At 73.3% G+C, this 24430-nt stretch carries 19 protein-coding genes; 12 read left to right on the top strand and 7 right to left on the bottom strand.

All coding sequences use genetic code 11. The features are described 5' to 3' along the window. Positions 1 to 70 precede the first annotated feature (70 nt). From ACFWAR_RS17910 to ACFWAR_RS17895, 4 genes are all read left to right on the top strand, one after another. A complete protein-coding gene (locus ACFWAR_RS17910; RefSeq protein ID WP_385778118.1) occupies positions 71 to 3034 on the top strand; it encodes a nitrate- and nitrite sensing domain-containing protein in 2964 nt (987 codons plus the stop codon). Further along, positions 3034 to 3477, top strand: coding sequence for a roadblock/LC7 domain-containing protein (locus tag ACFWAR_RS17905; protein WP_385778116.1), 444 nt, complete (start codon positions 3034 to 3036; stop codon positions 3475 to 3477). The genes ACFWAR_RS17910 and ACFWAR_RS17905 overlap by 1 nt, the downstream gene beginning before the upstream one ends. 17 nt (positions 3478 to 3494) lie before the next feature. After that, on the top strand, positions 3495 to 3875 hold the full coding sequence (locus ACFWAR_RS17900) for a DUF742 domain-containing protein (RefSeq protein ID WP_385778113.1): 381 nt from the start codon (positions 3495 to 3497) through the stop codon (positions 3873 to 3875). A gap of 145 nt (positions 3876 to 4020) precedes the next feature. After that, positions 4021 to 4653 (top strand): ATP/GTP-binding protein, encoded by a 633-nt coding sequence (locus tag ACFWAR_RS17895; RefSeq protein WP_385778111.1) that lies wholly within the window; start codon positions 4021 to 4023, stop codon positions 4651 to 4653. Between the two features lie 22 nt (positions 4654 to 4675). Here the strand turns inward: ACFWAR_RS17895 and ACFWAR_RS17890 are convergent, their stop codons facing one another. Further along, positions 4676 to 5104 (bottom strand): PPOX class F420-dependent oxidoreductase, encoded by a 429-nt coding sequence (locus ACFWAR_RS17890; RefSeq protein ID WP_385778109.1) that lies wholly within the window; start codon positions 5102 to 5104, stop codon positions 4676 to 4678. A gap of 106 nt (positions 5105 to 5210) precedes the next feature. Here ACFWAR_RS17890 and ACFWAR_RS17885 point away from each other — a divergent pair, with 106 nt between their 5' ends. Both ACFWAR_RS17885 and ACFWAR_RS17880 read left to right on the top strand, forming a co-directional pair. After that, complete coding sequence (locus tag ACFWAR_RS17885; protein ID WP_385778106.1) at positions 5211 to 5609, top strand: roadblock/LC7 domain-containing protein; 399 nt, start codon at positions 5211 to 5213, stop codon at positions 5607 to 5609. 166 nt (positions 5610 to 5775) lie between these two features. Continuing rightward, positions 5776 to 6564, top strand: coding sequence for a DUF6397 family protein (locus tag ACFWAR_RS17880; protein ID WP_385778104.1), 789 nt, complete (start codon positions 5776 to 5778; stop codon positions 6562 to 6564). Here the strand turns inward: ACFWAR_RS17880 and ACFWAR_RS17875 are convergent. From ACFWAR_RS17875 to ACFWAR_RS17865, 3 genes are all read right to left on the bottom strand, one after another. Then, positions 6528 to 6929, bottom strand: coding sequence for a YchJ family protein (locus tag ACFWAR_RS17875; protein ID WP_385778102.1), 402 nt, complete (start codon positions 6927 to 6929; stop codon positions 6528 to 6530). The two genes, ACFWAR_RS17880 and ACFWAR_RS17875, sit on opposite strands and share 37 nt — an antisense overlap. A gap of 8 nt (positions 6930 to 6937) precedes the next feature. After that, complete coding sequence (locus ACFWAR_RS17870) at positions 6938 to 7861, bottom strand: acyl-CoA thioesterase (protein WP_385778100.1); 924 nt, start codon at positions 7859 to 7861, stop codon at positions 6938 to 6940. A gap of 109 nt (positions 7862 to 7970) precedes the next feature. Beyond that, positions 7971 to 10484: a DEAD/DEAH box helicase gene (locus ACFWAR_RS17865; protein WP_385778099.1), complete on the bottom strand. Its 2514-nt coding sequence runs from the start codon at positions 10482 to 10484 to the stop codon at positions 7971 to 7973. A 143-nt stretch (positions 10485 to 10627) separates the two neighbouring features. Between ACFWAR_RS17865 and ACFWAR_RS17860 the strand changes: the two genes are divergently transcribed. The 6 genes from ACFWAR_RS17860 (at position 10628) to ACFWAR_RS17835 (ending at position 17504) form a co-directional block, all read left to right on the top strand. After that, positions 10628 to 11419 carry a metal-dependent hydrolase gene (locus tag ACFWAR_RS17860; RefSeq protein WP_385778098.1) on the top strand — a complete coding sequence of 264 codons (792 nt, stop codon included), beginning with the start codon at positions 10628 to 10630 and terminating at the stop codon, positions 11417 to 11419. Between the two features lie 276 nt (positions 11420 to 11695). Then, positions 11696 to 12529, top strand: a complete 834-nt coding sequence (locus ACFWAR_RS17855) for a serine/threonine protein kinase (protein ID WP_385778096.1) — start codon at positions 11696 to 11698, stop codon at positions 12527 to 12529. A gap of 42 nt (positions 12530 to 12571) precedes the next feature. Continuing rightward, positions 12572 to 14278, top strand: coding sequence for a serine/threonine-protein kinase (locus tag ACFWAR_RS17850; protein WP_385778094.1), 1707 nt, complete (start codon positions 12572 to 12574; stop codon positions 14276 to 14278). A 208-nt stretch (positions 14279 to 14486) separates the two neighbouring features. After that, on the top strand, positions 14487 to 15458 hold the full coding sequence (locus tag ACFWAR_RS17845) for an LGFP repeat-containing protein (RefSeq protein WP_385778166.1): 972 nt from the start codon (positions 14487 to 14489) through the stop codon (positions 15456 to 15458). A 13-nt stretch (positions 15459 to 15471) separates the two neighbouring features. Then, positions 15472 to 16479: a hypothetical protein gene (locus ACFWAR_RS17840; protein ID WP_385778092.1), complete on the top strand. Its 1008-nt coding sequence runs from the start codon at positions 15472 to 15474 to the stop codon at positions 16477 to 16479. A 32-nt stretch (positions 16480 to 16511) separates the two neighbouring features. Then, on the top strand, positions 16512 to 17504 hold the full coding sequence (locus ACFWAR_RS17835; RefSeq protein WP_385778090.1) for an alpha/beta hydrolase: 993 nt from the start codon (positions 16512 to 16514) through the stop codon (positions 17502 to 17504). A gap of 73 nt (positions 17505 to 17577) precedes the next feature. On the opposite strand, the gene ACFWAR_RS17830 is transcribed toward ACFWAR_RS17835, so the two are convergent. The 3 genes from ACFWAR_RS17830 to ACFWAR_RS17820 all read right to left on the bottom strand — a co-directional run bounded on the left by ACFWAR_RS17830 (position 17578) and on the right by ACFWAR_RS17820 (position 24422). Then, positions 17578 to 19359: an ABC transporter ATP-binding protein gene (locus ACFWAR_RS17830; protein ID WP_385778088.1), complete on the bottom strand. Its 1782-nt coding sequence runs from the start codon at positions 19357 to 19359 to the stop codon at positions 17578 to 17580. Then, positions 19356 to 21278 carry an ABC transporter transmembrane domain-containing protein gene (locus tag ACFWAR_RS17825; protein ID WP_385778086.1) on the bottom strand — a complete coding sequence of 641 codons (1923 nt, stop codon included), beginning with the start codon at positions 21276 to 21278 and terminating at the stop codon, positions 19356 to 19358. Before ACFWAR_RS17825 ends, ACFWAR_RS17830 begins: the two co-directional genes overlap by 4 nt. 180 nt (positions 21279 to 21458) lie before the next feature. Further along, on the bottom strand, positions 21459 to 24422 hold the full coding sequence (locus ACFWAR_RS17820; protein ID WP_385778084.1) for an FAD-binding and (Fe-S)-binding domain-containing protein: 2964 nt from the start codon (positions 24420 to 24422) through the stop codon (positions 21459 to 21461). Positions 24423 to 24430: the final 8 nt, after the last annotated feature.

Below are 24430 nucleotides of genomic sequence, written 5' to 3'. Positions count from 1 at the left end.
CCGCCGATCCCGACGCCCGCACCACACGCACCACACGTAACGCACGCACCGCATCGGAACGAGGACCCCCATGCGCAAACCCCGCAGGAAACCGGACGCGGCGCCGCCGCGGCACCCCGCGCCCCCGGCGCGCGGCCGCCGGGCGCACGCCGGGCCTCCGGCCGACGAGCCCCACCCCGGCCCCCCGGACGCACCGCCCGCGGCGATGACCCGGGGCCGGTCGACCGCCCCGGGACGGGCGTACGCCCCCGGCGCCCGTTCACCCCTGGCGAGACCCGGGGACGCGCCCGCACCGCGCCCCGCGGGCGCACCCGGGCCGTCCGTCGCGCCCGGCACCTTCGCCGCGGGCCCCGCCGTCCCGCCCGGAACCGCCGCCGGAGCCCCCGGGGAAGGCGGCCCCGGGCCCACCACCTACGGGCACGGCAGCTCGGGATTCGCCTCCGCCGCGGCCACGGGCGAAGCCGCCCCCGACGTCCGCCGCGGTCCGCGCTCCGCGCGCTCCTCCGGCACGGTCCGCGCGAAGGTCGTCTCCCTCCTGATGGTCCCGGTGGTCTCGCTGCTCGCCCTGTGGGCCTTCGCGACGGTCAGCACCGCCCAGGACGTGGCCCGCATCGGCCGCGCCCAGCAGGTCGACGACCGGATACGCACCCCAGTCGACCGCGCGGTCGCGGCGCTCCAGGCCGAGCGGGTCACCGCGGTCCGCTTCCTCGCGGACCCGGCCGCCGCCACCGAACAGGGCGCGGCCCTGCTGGAACAGGGCCGCCGCACCGGAGCCGCCATCGACGGACTCCGGCTCGGCGACGCGCACACCGTCGCCGACTCGGGCGGCTACCCGGCCGAACTCGCGGGCCGGATGCGCACCTTCGTGGCCGCCGCCGACGCGCTCGCCACCACCCGCCGCGAGGTCACGGACCGCAAGGCCACCCCCGACGCCGCCTACGCGGCCTACACCCGCGTCGTCGACACCGCCCTCGCCGTCGGGGGCGCGCTCAGCGGCGGCCAGGACGCGGAGCTGGGTGCCGACGCCCGCGTCCTGCTGGAGCTCGCGCGGGCCGGCGAGCTGCTCGCCCGGGAGGACGCGCTGTTCGCCGTACCGGGGCCGCGCAGTGCGGAAACGCTTCGGCAGCTGACCGGCGCGATCGAGAGCCGCCGGATCCTCACCGACAGCGCCGCCCAGGACCTGCCCGCGGCCCAGCGGACCGCTTGGGGGGCGGTGGCCAAGAGCGCCGTCTACGCCGACCTCACCGCGGCCGAGGACCGGGCGCTGGCCGCCGGGACCGGGCGCGACGCGCACGATGCGCCCGCCGGTTGGGCGCCCGCGTACGCCGGTGTGACCAGCTCGATGCGCACCGTCGCGAGCGCCGCGCACGACGCCTCCACCGACCGGACCGCGCCCCTGGCCCAGGGCCTGTTCAGCCCCTCCGGCGCCGCCGTCCTGCTCGGCCTGGCCGCCGTGGCCGTCTCCCTCGTCATCTCCGTACGCATCGGGCGCGGACTCGTCGTCGAGCTCGTGTCGCTGCGCAACGGCGCACTGGAGATCGCCCACCGCAAACTCCCGCACGCCATGGACCGGTTGCGCGCCGGACAGGACATCGACGTCCTCGCCGAAGCCCCGCCGGGACACCCCGCCGAGGACGAGATCGCACAGGTCGGAGAGGCCCTGTCCACCGTCCACCGGGCCGCGCTGAGCGCCGCCGTGGAGCGGGCCGAACTCGCGAGCGGCGTCTCCGGCGTCTTCGTGAACCTGGCCCGGCGCAGTCAGGTCCTGGTCCACAAGCAGCTCACGCTGCTCGACTCGATGGAACGGCGCACCGACGACCCGGGCGAGCTGGGCGACCTCTTCCGGCTCGACCACCTGACGACCCGGATGCGGCGGCACGCGGAGAGCCTGATCATCCTGTCGGGGGCGGCCCCGGGGCGCGCCTGGCGGATGCCGGTACCGCTGACCAACGTGGTGCGGGCCGCCGTCTCGGAGATCGAGGACTATCCGCGGATCGAGGTCCGCGGGCTCGCGGAGGCGGGCGTCGTCGGCGGCGCCGTCGCCGACCTCACGCACCTGCTGGCCGAACTGATCGAGAACGCCGCCCAGTTCTCCCCTCCGCACACCAAGGTCCGGGTCAGCGGGGAGCCCGTGGGCGCCGGGTACGTGCTGGAGGTCGAGGACCGCGGGCTCGGCATGGGTCGCGAGTCCCTCGCCGACGCCAACCGGCGCATCGAACAGTCCGAAGCGCTCGACCTCTTCGACAGCGACCGGCTCGGCCTCTTCGTGGTCAGCCGTCTCGCGGCGCGCCACGGGGTCAGGGTCCAGCTGCGGACCTCCCCCTACGGCGGCACCACCGCCGTCGTCCTGCTGCCCAACGCGCTGCTCCAGGGCGCGCTCACCGCGGGCGACGGCGCGAGGGGCGACGGCGCGGCGGACGACGCCGCGCCGGCACCGGCCGCGGCGCCGACGCACCGGTCGGCCCCCGCATCGGCCCCCGTGTCAGGCCCCGTACCGCCGCCCGGACCGGTTACCTCACCGACTGCCCCATCGGCCGTCGCATCGGCCCCGCCGACGGAGTTCCCGGCGTTCTCCGCCTCCTCCGCTTCCCCGGCGGCGCCCCCGAAGACCACGGCCGCCGAGGAGCGGGCCCGTCCCGCGGTCCGCGCCGTACGGGAGGACCCGCGCGGGATCGCGGCGGCGCCCCGGGCCCCCGTCGAGCGGGACCCCCGCCCCGCGCCGGTGGCCACCTTGCGGCTGCGCGGCGCCGCGGGCCCGGCGCCCCACCTCGCGGCGGCGCCGCCCCGGCGCGAGCCCGAGCCCGAGCCGGTACTGGCCGGAGTGACCGAGCTGCCCCGCCGGGTCCGCCAGGCCAGCCTCGTCCCCCAGCTGCGCGAAGCGCCCGACCGGACGGGCGCGTCCGCCCCCAGGACCCCGCAGGACCGGCCGGGACGCAGCCCCGAGGAGGCCCGCGATCGCATGGCGGCCTACCGCGACGGGTGGGCCCGCGGCGCCCGGGACGTCACACCCACCGACAACGAAGGAGCAGAGTGATGATCGAACACCAGCGGATCGACATCGAGGGCGTGCGCCGGTCCGGCGAGCTGGACTGGTTGCTGGACGACCTGGTGGTCAGGGTCCGGGAGGTCCGGCACGTGGTCGTCCTGTCCAACGACGGCCTGGCCGTGGGCGCTTCCAGTGCGCTGGGCCGGGAGGACGCCGAACACCTGGCGGCCGTGGCCTCCGGCTTCCACAGTCTCGCCAAGGGCGCGGGGCGGCACTTCCACGCCGGGGGCGTGCGCCAGACGATGGTGGAGATGGACGAGGGGTTCCTCTTCGTAGCGGCGGCCGGGGACGGCTCCTGCCTGGCCGTGCTCAGCGGCGCGGGCGCCGACATCGGGCTGATCGCCTACGAGATGGCCCGGCTGGTGAAACGCGTCGGCGAACACCTCTACACCCCCTCCCGGTTCGCGGCGCACCCCCCGGCCGCGGGTTGAGGGCGGCGGCCGAAACGGTGAACGGCCAGTGGTACGACGCCGACGCGGGCCCGCTGGTCCGCCCGTACGCCATGACGGGCGGGCGCACCAAGCCCGGTCCGCACGGGGTGCGCTTCGACCTGATAGCGCTGGTGGTCGTCGAACCGGGAGCCGCGGACGCGGCGCGGGAGTCGCTGCTCGGACCGGAGCACCGCGCCCTGCTCGGACTCTGCCGCTCCGAGACCCAGTCGGTCGCGGAGCTCGCCGCCGACGCGGACCTGCCGGTCGGCGTGGTCCGGGTGTTGCTCGGGGACCTGCTGGAGGCGGGCCACGTCCGGGTGAGCAGGCCCGTACCGCCCGCCCGGTTGCCGGACGAGCGGATCCTGCGCGAGGTCATCGAAGGCCTGCGGGCGTTGTGACGGGTCGGTGCGGGGCGGTCGGCGGCGGGGCGGGCGGCGCCGCGACGCACGCTTCGATGCGCGCGGTTCGAGGGGCACGGTTCGAGGGGCGTGTTCGAGGAACACGGTTCGAGACGGACGGTACGAGACGGATGGGACGACAGTGATGGGACAACACGTCCAGGGGTCGGAAGCGGCAGCGGAGGAGGAACTGGCTCCGCTCGCCCTGAAGATACTCGTGGCCGGCGGCTTCGGGGTCGGCAAGACCACGCTGGTGGGCGCCGTCAGCGAGATCCGACCGCTACGGACCGAGGAACAGCTCAGCGAGGCGGGCGAGTTGGTCGACGACACGGACGGGGTGGACCAGAAGACCACGACCACGGTGGCCATGGACTTCGGTCGGATCACCATCCGGGAGGGCCTGTCGCTCTATCTGTTCGGGACGCCGGGGCAGGACCGCTTCTGGTTCCTGTGGGACGAGTTGTCGCAGGGCGCCCTGGGGGCGGTGGTGCTCGCCGACACCCGGCGGCTGCAGGACTGCTTCCCGGCGGTCGACTACTTCGAGCACCGGGGCATCCCCTTCGTGGTGGCCGTCAACTGTTTCTCGGGAGCCCGGGGTTACGGCGCGCACGAGGTCTCGCGGGCGCTCGACCTGGAGCCGGGCACGCCCGTGGTGCTGTGCGACGCGCGGGACAAGGACTCGGGGAAGGAAGTGTTGATCAGGCTGGTCGAGTACGCCGGGCGGATGCACACCGCCCGGCTCCTCGACGCGGTCCAGCCGCGGGCGGACTCGGTGTGAGGGCCGGGCCCGCGCGGGGGCCTCAGTCGGTGATGCCCGCCGCCGAGATCACCTTGTCGATCCGGACCCGGACGAGGAGTTCGCCCGGGACGGCATTGCGGCGGCCGAAGGCCGCGGCCCGCTCCTCGCCCATGTAGCGCCCGCCGATCCGGGTGGCCCACAGGAGCGTGTCGTCCACGTCCTCGGTGATCGTGGCCCGTCCTTGCAGGACGACGTAGGAGAACGGCGGCCGGTCGTCGTCCACGCAGAGGGCGACCCGGCCGTCGCGGGCCAGATTGCGCCCCTTGACGGTGTCCTTACCGGTGTTGAAAACGAAGGAATCGCCGTCGAGTACGAACCAAATGGGAGCGATGTGGGGGCTTCCGTCCTCTCGTACGGTCGACAGCTTTCCGGTGCGGGTGGAGTGCGAGACGAACCCGCGCCATTCCTCTTGAGTCATCTTCTGTGCCATGGGGACATCCTCCTTGCCGGAAAGCCGCTGGTGGGCAAGGCTTGCGGAACGACTATGCGGGGGTGGGCGCGGCCGGGCCGGCCGGGTCGACGGGGAGGGGCGGAAAATGGCACTGGACAAGCAGCTCGACTGGCTGCTGGACGACCTGACGCGCAGGGTCCAGCAGGTCCGGCACGCGGTGGTGCTCTCCAACGACGGCCTGGTGACGAGCGCGAGCGCGGGCCTGGCACAGGAGGACGCGGAGCACCTGGCGGCGGTATCGGCCGGACTGCAGAGCCTCGCGAAGGGCTCCGGGCGGCACTTCCGGGCCGGTGAGGTGCGCCAGACGGTGATCGAGTACGACGAGGGCGTGCTGCTGGTGATGGCGGCCGGAGCGGGCAGTTCGTTGTGCGTGCTCACCGCGACCGAGGCGGACTACGTGCAGGTCGCGTACGAGATGACGCTGCTGGTGAACCGGGTGGGCGAGCACCTGGGCGTCACCGAGCGACGGATCACCGGAGGCTAGTGCCGTGACCTGAAAGGTTCACCGGGCCCGGCGGCGACGGTCCGCCGGGGGCCGGTGGGGAGTTATCCACAGGCCCCGCGAGTGTTAGTCGCTCTGCGTTACGGTCTTCACACAGGGTAATCGAGCTGTGCGGGGGAGGACCGTGATGGAGGTCAGGAGCAGGCACGTGACGGCGGGGTCGGGGCCCGTCGAGGTGGCGGAGGTGGTCGGCGGCGCCCGGGCCGCCGAGGAGCTGGGGCTGCGGCGGAGCGAGCTCGCCAGGGCCGTGCAGCTGGGGATGGTGCGGGCCGGGCCGTGCGCGTCGAGCGGGGCCGCGCGGTTCGCCCGCGCCGAGCTGGACCGGGTCAGGAGGGCCGAAGGGTTCCCGGACGCCCTGCGCGAGCGGGTGCGGACGGTGGGCGCGGCGGAGGCGGCCGGGTCGATGGGGGTCAGCCCGGGCCGGTTCACCCGGCTCGCGCGCTGCGGGCGGGTCACGCCGGTCGGCTACCGGATCAACCGCTACCGGGCCGTCGTCTGGCTCTACCTCGCCGCCGAGCTGGCCGAGTTCGCCGCGCGGGAGCCGGCGCTGTTGCGCGGGAGCGCGCCCCCGCAGGACAGGGCGCTGGTCGAGGCCCGGGCGGATCTGAGGCCCCGGCGATGGCGCGGGCGGCACGTGGGGCTGCTGCTGAGACGCACCGCGGATCCCTGGGAGCGGGCGGCCGTCCTGGCCTCCGTACTGCCGGAGGCGGAGCTGGAGCAGGCGGTGCCCGACCGGGCCGAGCGGATCCTGCTCGCGGGGCTCGCCCCGCCCCCGCCCTACGGTCACCCGCAGGTCCCGGCCGCGGCGGCCGTCGCGAGCGCCCTGCTGCGGGCGGAGCCCCCGGACGAGCTGCGCTGGTACCGGACCAGCCTGGAGTTCGCGCTCGCCGGAGCCAGGGATCAGTCGAAGACGACGGGGGAGAGGGGACCGACGTAGACCCAGGCGCCGCCCTCGCGGGAGAAGGTGCTGTGTTCGAGCAGCGAGCCGGTGTGACCGCCCTCGCGGTAGTGCGCCCGGAACTCCACCGTGCCCTCCGTCTCGAACATCCCGCCGCGCCCGGTACCCAGGATCTCCAGGCGCTCCCAGCGCTGGTCGGGATCCAGATCGAGCCGCCCCGGACGGGTCGAGGGGTGCCAGGAGCGGAGCAGGTAGGCGGTGTCCCCGACGGCGAAGGCGCTGAAGCGGGACCGCATCAGCAGCTCCGCGGTGGGCGCCTGCCGCTCGCCTGAGTGGAAGCGTCCGCAGCAGTCCGGGTAGGCGGCGGGCAGCCCGCAGGGGCAGGGGAGGACGGGGCTCGGCATGGGCGCGCTCAGCTCTTCGGTGACAGGTCGGACGGGGCGGACGGGGCGGGAGGGGTGGGCGGGGAGGGGTAGGGGCGGAAGAGACCCTCCTGCACGACGGAGACCAGCAGCCTGCCCTCCACGTCGTAGATCCGGCCGCGGGCCAGCCCCCGGCCCCCGTGGGCGATGGGGGACTCCTGGTCGTAGAGGAACCACTCGTCCGCCCGGAAGGGACGGTGGAACCACATGGCGTGGTCCAGGCTCGCCATGTCGAAACCGCGCATCCCCCACAACGGCTCCACCGGGATGCGCACGGCGTCGAGGAGGGTCATGTCGCTGGCGTAGGTCAGGGCGCAGGTGTGGACGAGCGGGTCGTCGCCCAGCGGGCCGACCGCGCGCATCCACACGGCGCTGCGCGGATCGGCGTCCTTGAGGTCCTCGGGGGTCCAGCGGAGCCGGTCCACGTACCGGATGTCGAAGGGCTGACGACGGGCCATCCGCTCCAGCGCCTCGGGCAGCGCCCCCAGGTGCTCGCGGATCTCGTCCGCGACCTTCGGCAGCGTGTCGGGGTGCGGGAAGTCCAGCCGAGGAGGCAGCTGGTGCTCGATGCTGCCGTCCTCCGGCCGATGGAAGGAGGCGGTGAGGTTGAAGATGGTCTTGCCCTGCTGGACCGCGGTGACGCGCCGGGTGGTGAAGGAGCGCCCGTCGCGCACCCGCTCCACCTGGTACACGATCGGCACCCCGGGGATCCCGGGGCGCAGGAAGTACGCGTGCAGCGAGTGGACCGGGCGGCCGCCCTCGGTGGTGCGGCCCGCCGCCACCAACGCCTGCCCGGCCACCTGGCCGCCGAAGACCCGCTGGAGGGACTCCTCGGGACTGCGGCCGCGGAAGATGTTGACCTCGATCTGCTCCAGGTCGAGCAGGTCGACGAGTCTCTCGGCGGGGTTCGTCATCAGGGGTTCTCCACTGAGGTCGGGGCGGCGGTGTCGGGGGCGCCGGACGGAGGCCGGGCCGGACGGAGGCGGGTCCGGCCGCGTCCCGGACCAGCCGCTTGCGGGACGGTCAGAGCTCGCCGACGGCGGTGACCCGGACGACCGCCCGGCCCTCCTCGTCGGAGGCCGCGAGGTCGACCTCGGCGCTGATGCCCCAACCATGGTCGCCGTTGGGGTCGGCGAAGGACTGGCGGACGCGCCACAGGCCGTGCTCCGCGTCCTCCTCGATCATGAGCAGCTTGGGGCCGCGCGCGTCCGGACCGGTGCCGAGGTCGTCGTACTCGTCCCAGTAGGCGTCCATCGCATCGCCCCAGGCGTCGGCGTTCCAGCCGGAATCGGAGTCCAGCTCGCCCAGCTCGTGGAGGTTGTCCAGGGCGGCCAGCTCCACCCGGCGGAACATGGCGTTGCGGACGAGGACCCGGAAGGCGCGGGCGTTCGCCGTGACCGGCTTGACCTGGTCGGCCTTCTCCTGGGCCTGCTCCGCCGTCTCCACCTCGGGGTTCGCCAGCTGCTCCCACTCGTCGAGCAGGCTGGAGTCGACCTGGCGGACCAGCTCCCCGAGCCAGGCGATGAGGTCCTGGAGGTCCTCGGACTTGAGGTCGTCCGGGATGGTGTGGTCGAGGGCCTTGTAGGCACCCGCCAGGTAGCGCAGCACGATGCCTTCGGTGCGCGCCAGCTCGTAGTAGGAGGTGAACTCGGTGAAGGTCATCGCGCGCTCGTACATGTCGCGGATGATCGACTTCGGGGAGACCGGGTGGTCGCGGACCCACGGGTGGCTCTTGCTGTACACGTCGTAGGCGTGCAGGAGCAGCTCTTCGAGCGGCTTGGGATAGGTGACGTCCTGGAGCCGCTCCATCCGCTCCTCGTACTCGATCCCGTCGGCCTTCATCGCGCCCACGGCGATGCCGCGCTCCTTGTTCTGCTGCGCGGCGAGGATCTGGCGCGGGTCGTCCAGGGTGGACTCCACGACCGAGACCATGTCCAGCGCGTAGGAGGGGGACTCCGGGTCCAGCAGGTCGAAGGAGGCCAGCGCGAAGGTGGACAGCGGCTGGTTCAGCGCGAAGTCCTGCTGGAGGTCGACGGTGAGCCGGATCGTGCGGCCCTCCGCGTCGGGAGCGTCGAGCTTCTCGACCACGCCGCCGTCCAGCAGGGAGCGGTAGATCGCGATGGCCCGGCGGATGTGGCGCAGCTGGTTCCGGCGCGGCTCGTGGTTGTCCTCCAGGAGGTGGCGCATGGCCTGGAAGGCGTCGCCGGGGCGGGCGATGACCGACAGCAACATGATGTTGGTGACCTTGAAGCGCGAGGTCAGCGGCTCCGGGTCGGCGCCGATCAGCTTCTCGAAGGTGGTGTCGGACCAGGCGACGAAGCCTTCCGGGGCCTTCTTGCGGACCACCTTGCGGCGCTTCTTCGGGTCGTCGCCGGCCTTCGCCAGCGCCTTCTCGTTCTCGATCACGTGCTCGGGTGCCTGGGCGACCACGTACCCCGCGGTGTCGAAGCCCGCCCGCCCGGCCCGACCGGCGATCTGGTGGAACTCGCGCGCCCGCAGCGTGCGCACCCGGTTGCCGTCGTACTTGGTGAGCGCGGTGAAGAGCACGGTGCGGATCGGGACGTTCACGCCGACGCCGAGGGTGTCGGTGCCGCAGATGACCTTGAGCAGACCCGCCTGGGCCAGCTTCTCGACCAGTCGGCGGTACTTCGGCAGCATGCCCGCGTGGTGCACGCCGATGCCGTGGCGGACGTAGCGCGAGAGGTTCTGGCCGAACTTGGTGGTGAAGCGGAAGTGGCCGATCAGATCGGCGATCTTGTCCTTCTCCTCGCGCGTGCACATGTTGATGCTCATCAGCGACTGCGCCCGCTCGACCGCCTGGGCCTGGGTGAAGTGCACGATGTACACGGGTGCCTGCCGGGTCTCCAGCAGCTCGGTGATGGTGTCCGTGATCGGCGTGGTGACGTACTCGTACGACAGCGGGACGGGCCGGGTCGCGGAGCGGACCACCGAGGTCGGGCGCCCGGTGCGCCGGGTCAGGTCCTCCTCGAACCGCTTCATGTCGCCGAGGGTGGCCGACATCAGGACGAACTGTGCCTGCGGGAGCTCGAGCAGCGGGATCTGCCAGGCCCAGCCGCGGTCCGGTTCGGCGTAGAAGTGGAACTCGTCCATCACGACCTGGCCGATGTCGGCGTTCTTGCCGTCGCGCAGCGCGATGGAGGCCAGCACCTCGGCGGTGCAGCAGATGACCGGGGCGTCCGAATTGACCGAGGCGTCGCCGGTCAGCATGCCGACGTTCTCGGTGCCGAAGAGCTTGCACAGGTCGAAGAACTTCTCCGACACCAGGGCCTTGATCGGCGCGGTGTAGAAGGTGACCTTGTCCTGGGCCAGTGCGGTGAAGTGCGCTCCGGCGGCCACCAGGCTCTTGCCGGAGCCGGTCGGCGTGGAGAGGATCACGTTCGCGCCGGAGACGACCTCGATCAGGGCCTCCTCCTGCGCCGGGTACAGGGTGATGCCCTGGTCCTCCGCCCACGAGGAGAAAGCCTCGAAGAGGGCGTCGGGGTCGGCGTTCGGCGGGAGCTGATCAATGAGGGTCACACCCCCCATCTTGCCTGGCTTCCCCCCGGATGAGGGAACCGGCGGCGGGAAAGAAGATCATCGACGGTACGCTGTGCCGTCGACCGGGTCCGAACGAAACCGTCAACTGGGCCCGACCTCCACACCACTGGGGCGGGAACGACATGATGGGTCCGGCGCACTCACTCTCCGGGGCAGCGGCCTGGCTGGGGGTGGGCGCGGCGACCGCGGCCGCCGGGTACCCCATGCCCTGGCCGGTCCTCGTCGTCGGGGCGCTCATCTGCGCGGGCGCCGCCCTGGCCCCCGACCTCGACCACAAGTCGGCGACGATCTCGCGCGCCTTCGGGCCGCTGTCCCGCGGCCTGTGCGAGGTGGTCGACAAGATCTCCTACGCCGTCTACAAGGCCACCCGCGCCCCGCGCGACGCCCGCCGGACCGGCGGCCACCGCACCCTCACCCACACCTGGCTGTGGGCCGTCCTGATCGGTGGCGGTGCCTCGGCGCTGGCGGTCACCACGGACCGCTGGGGCGTCCTGGCCCTGCTCTTCGTCCACCTCGTGCTCGCCGTCGAGGGCCTCCTGTGGCGGGCCGCCCGGATGTCCAGCGACGTCCTCGTCTGGCTCCTCGGTGCCACCAGCGCCTGGATACTGGCCGGGGTGCTGGACCAGCCCGGAAACGGCGCGAACTGGCTGTTCACCGGTCCCGGCGAGGAGTACCTGTGGCTCGGCCTGCCGATCGTGCTCGGCGCCCTGGTCCACGACATCGGGGACGCCCTGACCGTCTCGGGCTGCCCCGTCCTGTGGCCCATCCCGATCGCGGGCAAGCGCTGGTACCCGATCGGCCCGCCGAAGATGATGCGCTTCCGCGCCGGCAGCTGGGTCGAGCTGAAGGTCCTCATGCCGGTGTTCATGCTGCTCGGCGGCGTCGGCGGCGCGGCGGCACTCGGCTTCATCTAGACCCGCGGGCGCCCCACCCGTGAGCGAGCGGGAGGGGCGCCTCCTCCCGGTTTCCGCCGGACGTCCCCTCGTGGTGTGCGCAGGCGTACGGGCTCCCGCCCCCGACCCGGGCCGGGCGTGCCGGCTCCCGTGGGCCCGGCCGGACATGCCGACCGGTCGGACAGTCTCACGGTGAGTCCCAGCCAATGCGGCCGCATCCCGGCGTCGAACTCCTTTACGGGTGGGTAACGTCGTTCGGGGCGAAGCCCGCTGGCGCGGGTCGAGAACGGGGGAACCGTGAGCGGGATAGTTGTCTACCTGCCGCAAGGGAACGACGGCGTGGGCGAGGAGCCCTTCGGCGACGCCGTGACATTACGACTCGGGCCGGGCGAAATGGCCCGGTTCGGGCGGGGATCCACGGCGACGCCCGTGGAACTCCGGCTCGTCGACCCGGCGATCTCCCGGTTGGCGGGAGAGATCCGGGTGACCGACGACCACTGGCAGCTCAGCAACCACAGTGCCCACCAGAGCTATCTGGTGGAGAACCCCGAAGGGGCGGGGGAGTACCTCCGGGTGCCGCCGCGCCGGGCCGGGGCGCCCATTCCCTTCGAGTTCTCGCGGGTGGTGCTGCCCACGCGCGGCGACTCCACCGTCTCCTTCCAGGTGTTCGCGCCCGACCACGTCTACCTGGACCCGGACGTCATGAGAGCCGCGGCGGGTCGCGGTGGGCACGGGGGCCACGGGGGGAGCCGTACCGTCACCGCCTACTCCCTGGACGAGACGGCCACCTACTTCCTCGTCCTGGTCGCGCTCTGCGAACCGCGCCTGCGGGACGAGTCACCGGTCGCGGTGCCGACCACCCCCGAGATCGTCGATCGACTCAAAGGGCACGCGGCCTGCGCACTGTTGACGGCGCGTGCGGTCAGCTCCCACATCGACTACCTCGCCGAGGAGAAGATGCGGATCACCGCCCCGGCGGAGTGCGATCCCCGCCGCAGCGCGCGGCGCAACGGCAAGCGGGAGACGCTCGTCGGACTCGCCCTGCGGTTCGGGCTGGTCCGGGAGGAGCACCTCGCGCTGTTGCCGCCCCGCTTCCCGGCCGGCACGCGCAAGCGGGAGACGGTGCGATGACCCCGGCAGGGCGTCCCGCGCCGGGCGCGGGAGCCGACCGAGATGCCCGGCGGGCCGGAGGAGCAGACGGTGCACGGCACGGCCGACACAGCGGGGAGTGAGTGCGCCCGGCCCCTCCCGCGCGGATACCGCGTCGGCGCCTGGGAAGTCGTCGAGCCGATCGCGGCAGGCGGCTGGGCCACGGTCTACGCGGGACGCCCCGTCACCAGCACCGGCACCGGCACCGGCACCGGCACCGGCACCGGCACCGGCACCAGCACCAGCACCAGCACCGGCACCAGCACCACCACCAGCGACCGCACCAGCCCCGGCGACCGAGACCGCGCCCGGGCGTCCTCCGACGGTCCGCTCCGCGAACCGGTTCCCGACACCGGCGCGAGGGTCGACTCCGCCCCGGGTCCCGACGAGGACCGCGCTCCCGCCGACGTCGCGCTCAAGTTCCTGCCGACCGCCGGACTCTCCCCGCGCCAGGCCCGGTCGGTCGCCGATGCCGCCCGGCGCGAGGTCGAGCTGTGCGGCCGTTCCCGCCACCCGCGCCTGATCGGGCTCCTGGACTCCGTCGTGCTCAGCGACCCCGAGCAGCCGTTCCTGGACGGCGCGATCGTGCTGGTCATGGAACGGGCCCGGTGCAGCCTGCGCGACCTGTTGGCCGAGCCGGTGAGCGAGGCGGAGGGGTCCAGACTGATCGAGGAGGTCTGCGAGGGCCTCGCCCACCTGCACCGCACCGGGTGGGTGCACGGCGACCTCAAACCGGACAACGTGCTGATCATGGCCGACGGTTCGGCCAAGCTCGCGGACTTCGGCATCGCCACGGAACTGACCGGGATCGAGGGCACCCACGGGTACGCGCCCCCGATGGGCACCTTCGACTACCTCCCGCCCGAACGCTGGAAGGCCCCGCTCGGCGAGCACGGGGTGGAGGTCCGCCCGAGCGCCGACATCTGGGCGCTGGGCATCGTGATCCACGAGGTGTTCGCCGCCGGAGCCTCGCCCTTCCCCGGCGCCACCCCGATGGCGCGCGGCGCCGTGGCGCAGGAGTACGCCGACGGGCGGGCGGCGTTGCGGCTGGACTCCGCGGTGCCGCCGTTCTGGCGCGCGCTCGCGACCGACTGCCTGGCGCCGAACCACGTCGCGCGCGCCCCCCACACCGCCGACAGCCTGCACACCCGCATCACGGCCCGCACGGCGTCCGACCGCACGGCGTCCGACCACACCGGGGCCGACCGCACCGGGGCCGCACGACCGACCGCGCGGCGGCGCGGCCGGGCCCTCGCCGCCCTCGCGGCCGTCGCCGTGTGCGGGGTCCTCGCCGCGGGCTGGGCGTACGCCGTGCGGGGCGGCGGCGGTTCCGCGGCGCCCGGGGCGAACGGCACCTCGGCGAGCGGCCGGATGACCGAAGCGTCGTACCGGGTCGTGGTGTTCAACGCCGAGCACAGTTGTCTGGCCCGGACGGACCGTGACGCGCAGTGCAGCCTGGGCCTGGCGATCGACCCCCGGAGCCCGTACACCACCGACAACGTCGTGGCGACCCGGGTGTGGCACGGCGACGTCCTCGACGCCGACTGCCAACTCCCCGACGGGATCCCCATCATCGACGAGTCGGGCACGCGCTCGACCCAGTGGTACCACGTCCACCTCCCTCCCGGCTCGGCCCGCCCCGACGCCTGGCTGCCCGCCGTGCGCACCGAGGGCCGCCCCGCGCTGCCCACCTGCCCGGCGCCCCCGACCGGCACCGGGAACCAGAGGTAGCGGACACCACCGCGCGCTGTCACTCCGGAGCGTTCCGGATGCGGTCGCGCCCTGCCCCGCCCGTACGTTGTGGCCCGTCGGTCCGAGGACCGCACCCCCCACACGGAGGCCGACGCAAGGCGAACCGCAGCGAAGGAGCAGGCTGGTGCGTGGCGCAACGGTACGACGTACGAGATCGAGAACAGTGGTCCTGCTGGTCCTGCTGGTCATGACGGCCGTTTCCGCCCTGTGCGCCCCGGCGTGGGCCGAGGGCCTACAGCGGGTGCCCGGCCCCCTCGGCCACACCGCGACCGCCGAGATGTTCTGCGACATCCCGGCGCAGCGGGACATCGCGGTGACGCGCAAGGTGTACGAGGTCGGTCAGCGCATGAACGTCTCCGACAAGGTGATGCTCGCGGGCTTCGAGACCGGCTGGGTCGAGTCCCGCATGAACAACCTCGATTGCGGCGACCGGGACTCGCTCGGCGTCTTCCAGCAGCGGCCCTCGCAGGGGTGGGGCTCGCGGGAGCAGATCCTCGACGTCGACTACGCGGCGGGCAAGTTCTTCGAGGTGGCCCTCCAGATGGAGCCCGGCATGGAGGGCAGCACCGCCGGCCAACTCGCGCAGGCCGTCCAACGTTCCGCCTATCCGGACCGGTACGACGCGGTGGAGGGCGCCGCCCGGGCGCAGCGGGACGAGGCCTTCCAGCCGTACGGCGCGATCGGGGCGAAGTACGAGGGACTGGGCGGCCACGGCGGCCCCCTCGGATGGCCGGTCCGCGCCGAGGAGGCGGCCATGATGGGCGGCCGCTTCCAGGGCTTCCAGAACGGGATCATCCTCTGGCACCCGGACGAGGCCCACGCGGTCTACGGGGACATCCTGGCCAAGTTCTGGGCGACGGACGCCGAGCGGAGCTGGGGCTTCCCCACGATGGACGAGGCGGACGCCGCACCGGCGCCGGACGGAACCCGCGGCCGCTACCAGTTCTTCGAGCGCGGCCTGTTCATGTGGTCGGCGCGGACGGGGGCGCACGTGGTGCACGGTGCGATCTACGACGCCTTCCACGCGGGCGGCCACGAGGCCGCCCTCGGCTACCCCGTGGGTGACGAGGTGGACGAGGCGGGCGGAAAGGCCCAGCGCTTCCAGAAGGTCACCATCCACTGGAACCCCGCCCGGGGCACCTGGACCACCACCAACTGACCAGGAGACAGCCATGAGAGCGCTGATCCTTCGGCGTGCGGTCGGGGCGCTGACCCTGATGATGGCGGCCACCGCGGTGACGTTCGTCGCGGCGCCCGCCGCGAGCGCGTCGGACCGGGGCGGGCCGATCGGGCGCGGCGAGGCGATGGACCGCGCGTGGTCGTGGATAGCCGAGCGGGTGCCCTACTCCCAGAGCGGTTGCCACGAGAACCAGTTCGGCTGCTACCGGCCCGACTGCTCGGGCTTCGTGTCGATGGCCTGGAACCTGGAATCGTCCCTGACCACCTGGTCCTTGTGGAACGTCACCTTCGACGTACCGGCGGGCGACCTGCAGCCCGGCGACATCCTGCTCAAGGACGCGGGCGGCACCGACCACGTCGCGCTGTTCGTCCGCTGGGCCGACCCCGGGCACACGCAGCCGGTGGTCCGGGAGGAGTACGACTTCGGGCAGGTGGCCGAGGAACGCGTGTGGGGCGACGGGCTGCGCGGCTTCACGCCCCGCCGGTACAACCTGCTGGACGACCTCATGCCCTACGGCGCGATCGGGGCGAAGTACGACGGCATGGGCGGTCCGGGCGGCGCGCTCGGCCGACCGACCGCGGGGGAGCGGGACTCCATGATGGGCGGCCGCTTCCAGGCCTTCCAGAACGGGATCATCCTCTGGCACCCGGACGAGGCCCACGCGGTCTACGGCGACATCCGCGACAAGTTCTGGGCGACGGACGCGGAGCGGCGCTGGGGCTTCCCCACGATGGACGAGGCGGACGCCGCGCAGGCACCGGGCGGCACGCGGGGCCGTTACCAGTTCTTCGAACGAGGGTTGTTCATGTGGTCGGCGCAGACGGGAGCGCACGTGGTGCACGGTGCGATCTACGACGCCTTCCATGCGGGCGGCCACGAGGCCGCCCTCGGCTACCCCGTGGGTGACGAGGTGGACGAGGCGGGCGGAAAGGCCCAGCGCTTCCAGAAGGTCATCATCCACTGGAACCCCGCCCGGGGCACCTGGACCACCCCCAACTGACGACCATCCATTCGCTTCGTGATCAGGAGATCATGGTGAACGAGCAGCACCGTCCCACCCGCAGGAACCTCCTCAAGACCGTCGGCGGGCTCTCCGCCGCGATGGCCCTCGGCGCCGGGGGCGTCCTCGCCTCCGCCGGGTCGGCCGCGGCGGTCGGCGACGCGGGCGGCCTGCACATCGTGGACCGCGGCGAGGGCGACCCCCGCATGTGGTACTACCGCTTCCAGACCGACGCGATCGGCTGGCAGCCCGCCGTCAACGTCCTCCTCCCGGACGACTACCACTGGAGCGGGCGCACCTACCCCGTCCTCTACCTGTTCCACGGCGGCGGCACCGACCAGGACTTCATCACCTTCGACCGCCTGCGCATCCGCGAACTGACCCAGGGCAAGCCGATCATCGTCGTGATGCCCGACGGCGGGCACGCGGGCTGGTACTCCAACCCCGTCACCTCCAACGTCGGCCCCCGCAACTGGGAGACCTTCCACATCGGGCAGCTGATCCCCTGGGTCGAGGCGAACTTCCGCACCTTCGCCGAGTACGACGGCCGCGCCGTCTCCGGGTTCTCGATGGGCGGCTTCGGCGCCCTGAAGTACGCGGCCAAGTACTGGGGCCACTTCGCCTCGGTCAGTTCCCACTCCGGCCCCGCCAGCCTGCGCCGCGACGGCGGCGCCGTCGTGCACTGGGCCAACGTGTCCTCCGGGGCCCTCGACCTGGGCGGCGGCACGGTGTACGGCGTCCCGTGGGACCAGGCCAGGGTCACCGCCGACAACCCGATCGAACGCATCGAGAGCTACCGCAACAAGCGGGTCTTCCTCGTCGCGGGCACCAGCCCCGACCGGACGAACGCCTTCGACACCTTCAACGAGACCCAGGTGCTCGCCGGACAGCGGGAATTCCGCGGCGCCCTCGACCGGGTCGGGATCCCGCACGAGTGGCACGAGGAGCCCGGCGGCCACTTCGTCCGCGACTACATGATGACCCGGGACCTCGACGGCATCATCGAACGGCTCCGCAAGGCGTGACACGGACGTGCCCCGTACCGTCCCCCTCGAAGGGACGGTACGGGGCACGCGCCCACGGGTCGGGCCCTCCCGCTCAGCCGTGCCAGGAGCGCCACAGCGCCGCGTACGCGCCGTCCGCCGCGACCAGTTCGTCATGGGACCCCAGCTCGCTGATCCGGCCCGCCTCGACCACCGCGATCACGTCCGCGTCGTGCGCCGTGTGCAGCCGGTGGGCGATGGCCACGACCGTACGGCCCTCCAGCACCCGGGCCAGCGAGCGCTCCAGGTGCCGGGCCGCCCGCGGATCCAGCAGCGAGGTCGCCTCGTCCAGGACCAGCGTGTGCGGATCGGCCAGCACCAGCCGGGCCAGCGCGATCTGCTGCGCCTGCGCCGGGGTGAGCGCCGCGGCGCCGGAGCCGACCTCGGTGTCCAGCCCGTCCTCCAGCGCCCTGGCCCACTCGTCCGCGTCCACCGCGCCCAGTGCCGCCCACAGCTCCGCGTCCTCGGCGCCCGACCGGGCGAGCCGCAGGTTGTCGCGCAGGCTCCCCACGAACACGTGGTGTTCCTGGTTGACCAGCGCCACGTGCGCGCGCACCCGCTCGGCCGGCATCCGCGACAGCTCGGCGCCGCCGAGCGTGACCTCGCCCGAGCGCGGCGCGTAGATGCCCGCCAGCAGCCTGCCCAGCGTGGACTTGCCCGCTCCCGAGGGCCCGACCAGCGCCATCCGGGTCCCCGGCGGCACCGACAGGGACACCTCGTGCAGTACGTCCACCCCCTCGCGGTAGCCGAACCGGACCGAGTCGGCCTCCACGTCGCGCCCGTCCGGCACCACCCGCTCGTCGCCCGCGTCGGGCTCGATCTCCCGCACCCCGACCAGCCGGGCCAGGGAGACCTGGGCGATCTGGAGTTCGTCGTACCAGCGCAGGATCAGACCGATCGGGTCGACCATCATCTGGGCCAGCAGCGCGCCGGTGGTCATCTGCCCCACCGACATCCACCCCTGCAGGACGCAGTAGCCGCCGATCAGCAGCACCGAGCCGAGGATCGTCACGTAGGTGACGTTGATGACCGGGAAGAGGACCGACCGCAGGAACAGCGTGTAGCGCTCCCAGGCCGTCCACTCCTTGATGCGCTGCTCGGACAGGGCGATCCGGCGCCCGCCCAGGCGGTGCGCCTCGACCGTGCGGCCCGCGTCCACCGTCTCGGTGAGCGCCGCGGCGACCGCCGCGTAGCCCGCCGACTCCGACCGGTACGCGGAGGGCGCCCGCTTGAAGTACCAGCGGCAGCCGAACACCAGGACCGGGGTTGCCACCAGGGCGGCCAGCGCCAGCGGCGGCGCGGTCACGGCGAGCGCCCCGAAGAGCAGCCCCGCCCACACCACGCCGATCGCCAGCTGGGGCACCGCCTCGCGCATCGCGTTGGCGAGCCGGTCGATGTCCGTGGTGATCCGGGACAACAGGTCACCCGTGCCCGCGCGCTCCAGCACGCCCGGCGGCAGGCCCACCGAGCGGACCAGGAAGTCCTCGCGCAGATCCGCCAGCATCTCCTCGCCCAGCACGGCTCCGCGCAGCCGGACCATCCGGACGAAGAGCGTCTGGACGAGCAGGGCCAGCGCGAACAGCAGCGCGACGCGCCCCAGGTGCAGTTCGCGCGCCCCCGCCGCGAGATCGTCCACCACCCGACCGAGCAGGTAGGGGCCGATCATGGACGCGATCACCGCGACCGCGTTGACCGTGACCAGGAGGACGAACGCCCGACGGTGCCGCCGCAGCAGCCCGCGCACATAGCCCCGCACCGTCGCCGACGTGCCCACCGGAAGGGTGGCGACGGTCTCGGGGGCGGCCGGATCGTACTCCGGCGCCACCACGCCGATCATGCCGATTCCTCGATCTCTGTGAGTTCCCGCAACTTGTCGAGCCCCTCGACCGCGTCGAGCAGCTGTTCCTCGTCCGTCTCGCGCGTGACGACCGCGCGGTAGCGCGGCTCGTCCTGCAGCAGTTCACGGTGCGTACCGACCGCCGAGACCGTGCCGCCGTCGACCAGGACGACCCGGTCGGCGCGGTCCAGCAGCAGCGGTGACGAGGCCAGGACCACCGTGGTGCGCCCCGCGCGCAGCGCCGCGACGCCGCCCGCGATCCGGGCCTCGGTGTGGGAGTCGACCGCGGAGGTCGGTTCGTCCAGCACCAGCACCTCCGGGTCGGTGACCAGCGAGCGCGCCAGCGCGAGCCGTTGGCGCTGGCCGCCCGACAGCGAGCGGCCGCGCTCGGTGATCCGCGCGTCCATCGGGTCGTCCACGCCGTCCGGCGCGGACTGCGACAGCGCGTCCAGCACGTCCGCGCACTGGGCGGCCGCCAGGGCCTCCGCGGCCCCGACCGAACCGGAGGCCGGTACGTCGAGCAGCTCGCGCAGCGTCCCCGAGAGCAGCACCGGGTCCTTGTCCTGGACGAGCACCAGCGTGCGCGCCGCGTCCAGTTCCAGGTCGTCGAGCGCGACCCCGCCCAGCAGCACGGAGGGGCTGCCGACGGCGTCGGCGGGATGCCCGCCGAGGCGCTCGGCCAGCCGCCCCGCCAGGTCCGGGTCCCCGCAGACCACCGCGGTGAACTGGCCGGCGGGGGCCAGCAGCCCGGTCTCGGGGTCGTAGAGGTCCCCGCCGGGAGCCGGCGCGGCGGGCGGGCTGGCGACCGTTGCCGTTGCCGTTGCCGTTGCCGTTGCCGTTGCCGTGGTCGCCGTCGCCGGCTCCGTCGGCGCGTCCGCACGGGGGCCCGGCTCCGCGTCGGGGGCGGGGTCGGTCGCCGGGTCCGTACGGGTCAGCGACAGCACCCGGGCGGCCCGCTTGGCCGACGGCCGCGAGAAGGAGTACGCCATGGCGATCTCCTCGAAGTGCCGCAGCGGGTAGAGCATCAGCGCCACCGCGCTGAACACGGCGACGAGTTCGCCCACCGTGATCCGCCCGTCGAGGACGAGCTCGGCGCCGTACCAGACCACGGTGATGAGCAGCAGACCGGGCAGCAGGACCTGGATCGCCGAGATCAGGGCCCACATCCGGGCGCTGCGCACGGCGGCCTTGCGGACCTCCTGCGACGCCTCGCGGTAGCGGCCGAGGAAGAGTTCCTCGCCGCCGATGCCGCGCAGCACGCGCAGCCCGGCCACGGTGTCGGAGGCCAGTTCGGTGGCCCTGCCCGCCTTCTCGCGCTGCACGTCGGCGCGTTGGGTGGCGTGCGGCAGCAACGGCAGCACGGCCACGGCCAGCACGGGAACCCCGATCGCCACGACCACGCCGAGCGCGGGCGCGTAGAGGACCAGGCCCACGCAGATCACGACGACGGCGACGGCGGCGGCGAGGAAGCGGGAGACCGCCTCGACGAACCAGCCGATCTTCTCGACGTCGCCCGTGGACACCGCCACCACCTCGCCGGCGGCGACGCGTCGGCTGAGGGCGGCGCCCAACTCGGCGGTCTTGCGGGCGAGGAGCTGCTGGACGCGGGCGGCGGCGGTGATCCAGTTGGTCACCGCCGTCCGGTGCAGCATCGTGTCACCGAGCGAGATGGCGATCCCGAGCAGCAGGATGAGTCCGCCGACCAGGATCAGCCGGGTTCCGTCGCGGTCCACGACCGCCTCGACGCCGAGCCCGACGGCGAAGGGCAGGCCCGCGATCCCGCAGTGGTGCATCAGCCCCCAGCACAGGCTCTTGAGCTGCCCGCCCAGCTGATTGCGCCCCAGCCACAGCAGGAACCGGGGCCCTGATCGCGCGTCGGGTACCCCTGGGTCCGGATACGGAAGATCGCTGATCTGCATGACGCCCCATGACTCGGTAGTGGTTCAAACCGTGCAAGGTTCGCCTTTGAACAGCATGCGGGGCAATCGATTTTCCGTTGTTCCGACGAGAACCGGCCATGGTCGTCCGGGGATCGGTGACCGCCTCGGCGACCGTGCCGGGGCCATATCGGGGCAGTACTCGGGGACGCCGGGGGACGTTCAGGGGCGGGTGGCCCGCTCCAGTTCGAGGAGCGCCGAGTAGTAGGAGTGCCCGGTGGCGCGGTCCATGCCCACCTCGCACATGCGGTTCGCGGACAGGTGCACGTCGTAGGAGCGCGCGGCGACCTCCGCCGCCTCGCGGGCCGTCGCGGCGTCCGTCAGCTCGGGGTGCAGCATGCCGCGGTCCCCGGCGAAGGCGCAGCACCCCGCGTCGTCCGGCACGACCACCTCCCGGGCACAGGCCTCGGCCACCGCGCGCAGGTGGGCCTCGTCACCCAGATGGCGCATCGAGCAGGTCGGATGCAGCACCGCCGAACCGACCGTGCGCAGCACCTCCAGATGCGGCAGCAGTTCCTCGGCCGCCCAGACGACGGAGTCGACGACCGTCAGCTCGGCGTGCAGCTCGCGGTTGTCCGCGCTCAGGTACGGGACCACCTCGTGCGCGATGCCGAGGGTGCAGGAGGAGGCGTCGACGACGAGCGGCAGCCGCCCGCCCGCGGTCCAGCCCCAGGCCGCCTCCACGATGCGGTTGGCCATCAGCCGGTTCCCGGCGTCGTAGCCCTTGGAATGCCAGATGGTCGCGCAGCAGGTCCCGGTGACGTCCCCGGGGATCCACACGGGCTTGCCCGCGCGCTCGGACAGGGCGACCACCGCCTCGGGCAGCGACGGGCCGCCCGGGGCGTCCCCGGCCGCGCGGGCGGGGTCGGCGCCCGGGCCCCCGAAGATCCGGTTCACGCAGGCCGGGTAGTAGACGGCCGAGGCGCCGACCCGCCGGGTGACGGGCAGGGCGCGGGCCGCGGCGCCCGGGATCTGGGGCAGCCACTGCGGGACCAGGTCCGGTCGTACGGCCTTCCGCGCGACCCCCGTGACCAGCCGCAACGGACCGTCCCCGACCCGGTCGGTGATCCGGTCGGCGGCGGCCACCGCGAGCCGGGCGGCCGTCTCCACGGCCCCGAACCGCTTCGCGACGAGCGCGGCGGTCCGCTCCTCGCGCGGGCTGTGCCTGCGGTGGCGGAAGTCCTTCATCAGGGCGCCGGTGTCGATGCCGACCGGACAGGCGAGTTTGCAGGTGGAATCGCCCGCACAGGTGTCCACGGCGTCGTAACCGTAGGAGGCGAGCAGACCGTCCAGCACGGGGGAGCCGGGCTGCTGGCGCATCATCTCGCGGCGCAGCACGATCCGCTGCCGCGGCGTGGTCGTCAGGTCCTTGCTGGGGCAGGTCGGCTCGCAGAACCCGCACTCGATGCAGGGGTCGGCGACGGCCTCCACGCGCGGGATGGTCTTGAGACCGCGCAGGTGGGCCCGCGGATCGCGGTCGAGCAGGATCCGCGGCGCGAGCACGGCGTCGGGGTCGACGGCCTGCTTGGTGCGCCACATCAGCTCGGTGGCCGCCGCGCCCCATTCCAGTTCGAGGAAGGGGGCCATGTTGCGTCCCGTGGAGTGCTCGGCCTTCAGCGAGCCGTCGAAGCGCTCGACGGTCAGTCGGCAGAAGGCGTCCATGAAGGCCCCGTACCGCTCGACGTCGGCGGGCAGCGCGGCGTCGAAGGCCAGCAGGAAGTGCAGGTTGCCGTGGGCCGCGTGACCGGCGACGGCGGCGTCGAAACCGTGCTCCGCCTGGAGTTCCAGCAGCGCCGCGCAGGCCTCGGCGAGGCGGGAGGGCGGGACGGCGAAGTCCTCGGTGATCAAGGTGGTGCCCGCGGCGCGGGCGCCGCCGACGGCAGTGACGAAGGCCTTGCGGGCCTTCCAGTACCCGGCGATGGTCGCCGCGTCGGTGGTGAAGGCGTTGGTCACCGAGGCCACCGGCGCGACCAGCTCCAGCCCCGCGAGCACCTCGGCCGCCCGCCGCTCGTAGACCTCCCGACCCGCGGCGTCCGGCGCCCGGAACTCCACGAGCAGGGCGGTCGTGTCCTTGGGCAGCGCCGCCCAGTCGGCGGGTACGCCCGCCACGCTGACCGAGGCGCGCAGCGTGTTGCCGTCCATCAGCTCGACGGCGATCGCGCCCGCCGCGTTGAAGAGCGGGACGGCCGCCGCGGCGGCGGGCAGCGAGGGGAAGAAGAGCAGGCCGCTGTAGAGCTCGCGGTCCAGCGGCAGGGTGTCGAAGACCAGCTCGGAGAGGAAACCGAGGGTGCCTTCGGAACCGACCATCAGCCCGCGCAGGATCTCCACCGGGGTGGTGCCGTCGAGGTAGGCGTCCAGCCGGTAGCCGGTGGTGTTCTTGATCTCGTACTTGGCGCGGATCCGGGCGGTCAGCCGGTGATCGGCCTCGATCTCCCGCTTGATCTCCATCAGGGCGCGGCACAGCGCGGGCTCGGCGCGCGCCAGCTCCTCGTCGGCCAGCGGGTCCGCGGTGTCCACGACGGTGCCGCCCGGCAGTACGAAGGTGAGCGAGGACAGGGTGCGGTACGAGTTCCGGGTGGTCCCCGCGGTCATGCCCGAGGCGTTGTTCGCGACCACCCCGCCGAGCGTGCAGGCGATCGCGCTGGCCGGGTCGGGGCCGAGCACCCGGCCGTGCCGGGCGAGCGCGGCGTTGGCGCGCAGCACGGTGGTCCCGGGGCGGACGCGGGCGCGCAGCCCGTCCTCCAGCACCTCCACGCCCGCCCAGTGGCGGCGCACGTCGACCAGGATGTCCTCGCCCTGGGACTGGCCGTTGAGCGAGGTCCCGGCGGCGCGGAAGACCACCTCGCGCTGCTTGCCGTGGGCGTAGGACAGCACGGCCGAGACGTCGTCGATGTCCTCGGCGATCACGACGACCTGCGGCACGAAGCGGTAGGGGGAGGCGTCCGAGGCGTAGCGGACCAGGTCGGAGACCTGCCACAGCACCTTGTCGGCGCCCAGCAGCGCGATCAGCTCGGAGCGCAGCGGCTCGGGCGTACCGGCCGCCAGCCGCTCGGGCACCCGGTCGGGGGCCGGACCGCTGACGGTGCGCGGGCGCAGGGCTCCCGGCTTCGGCTCCAGCAGCGGCATGCGTGCCC

The sequence above is a fragment of the Streptomyces sp. NPDC059917 genome (genome assembly GCF_042730635.1).
Taxonomy (GTDB): domain Bacteria; phylum Actinomycetota; class Actinomycetes; order Streptomycetales; family Streptomycetaceae; genus Streptomyces.
This window is presented reverse-complemented; position numbering and strand designations above follow the sequence as displayed.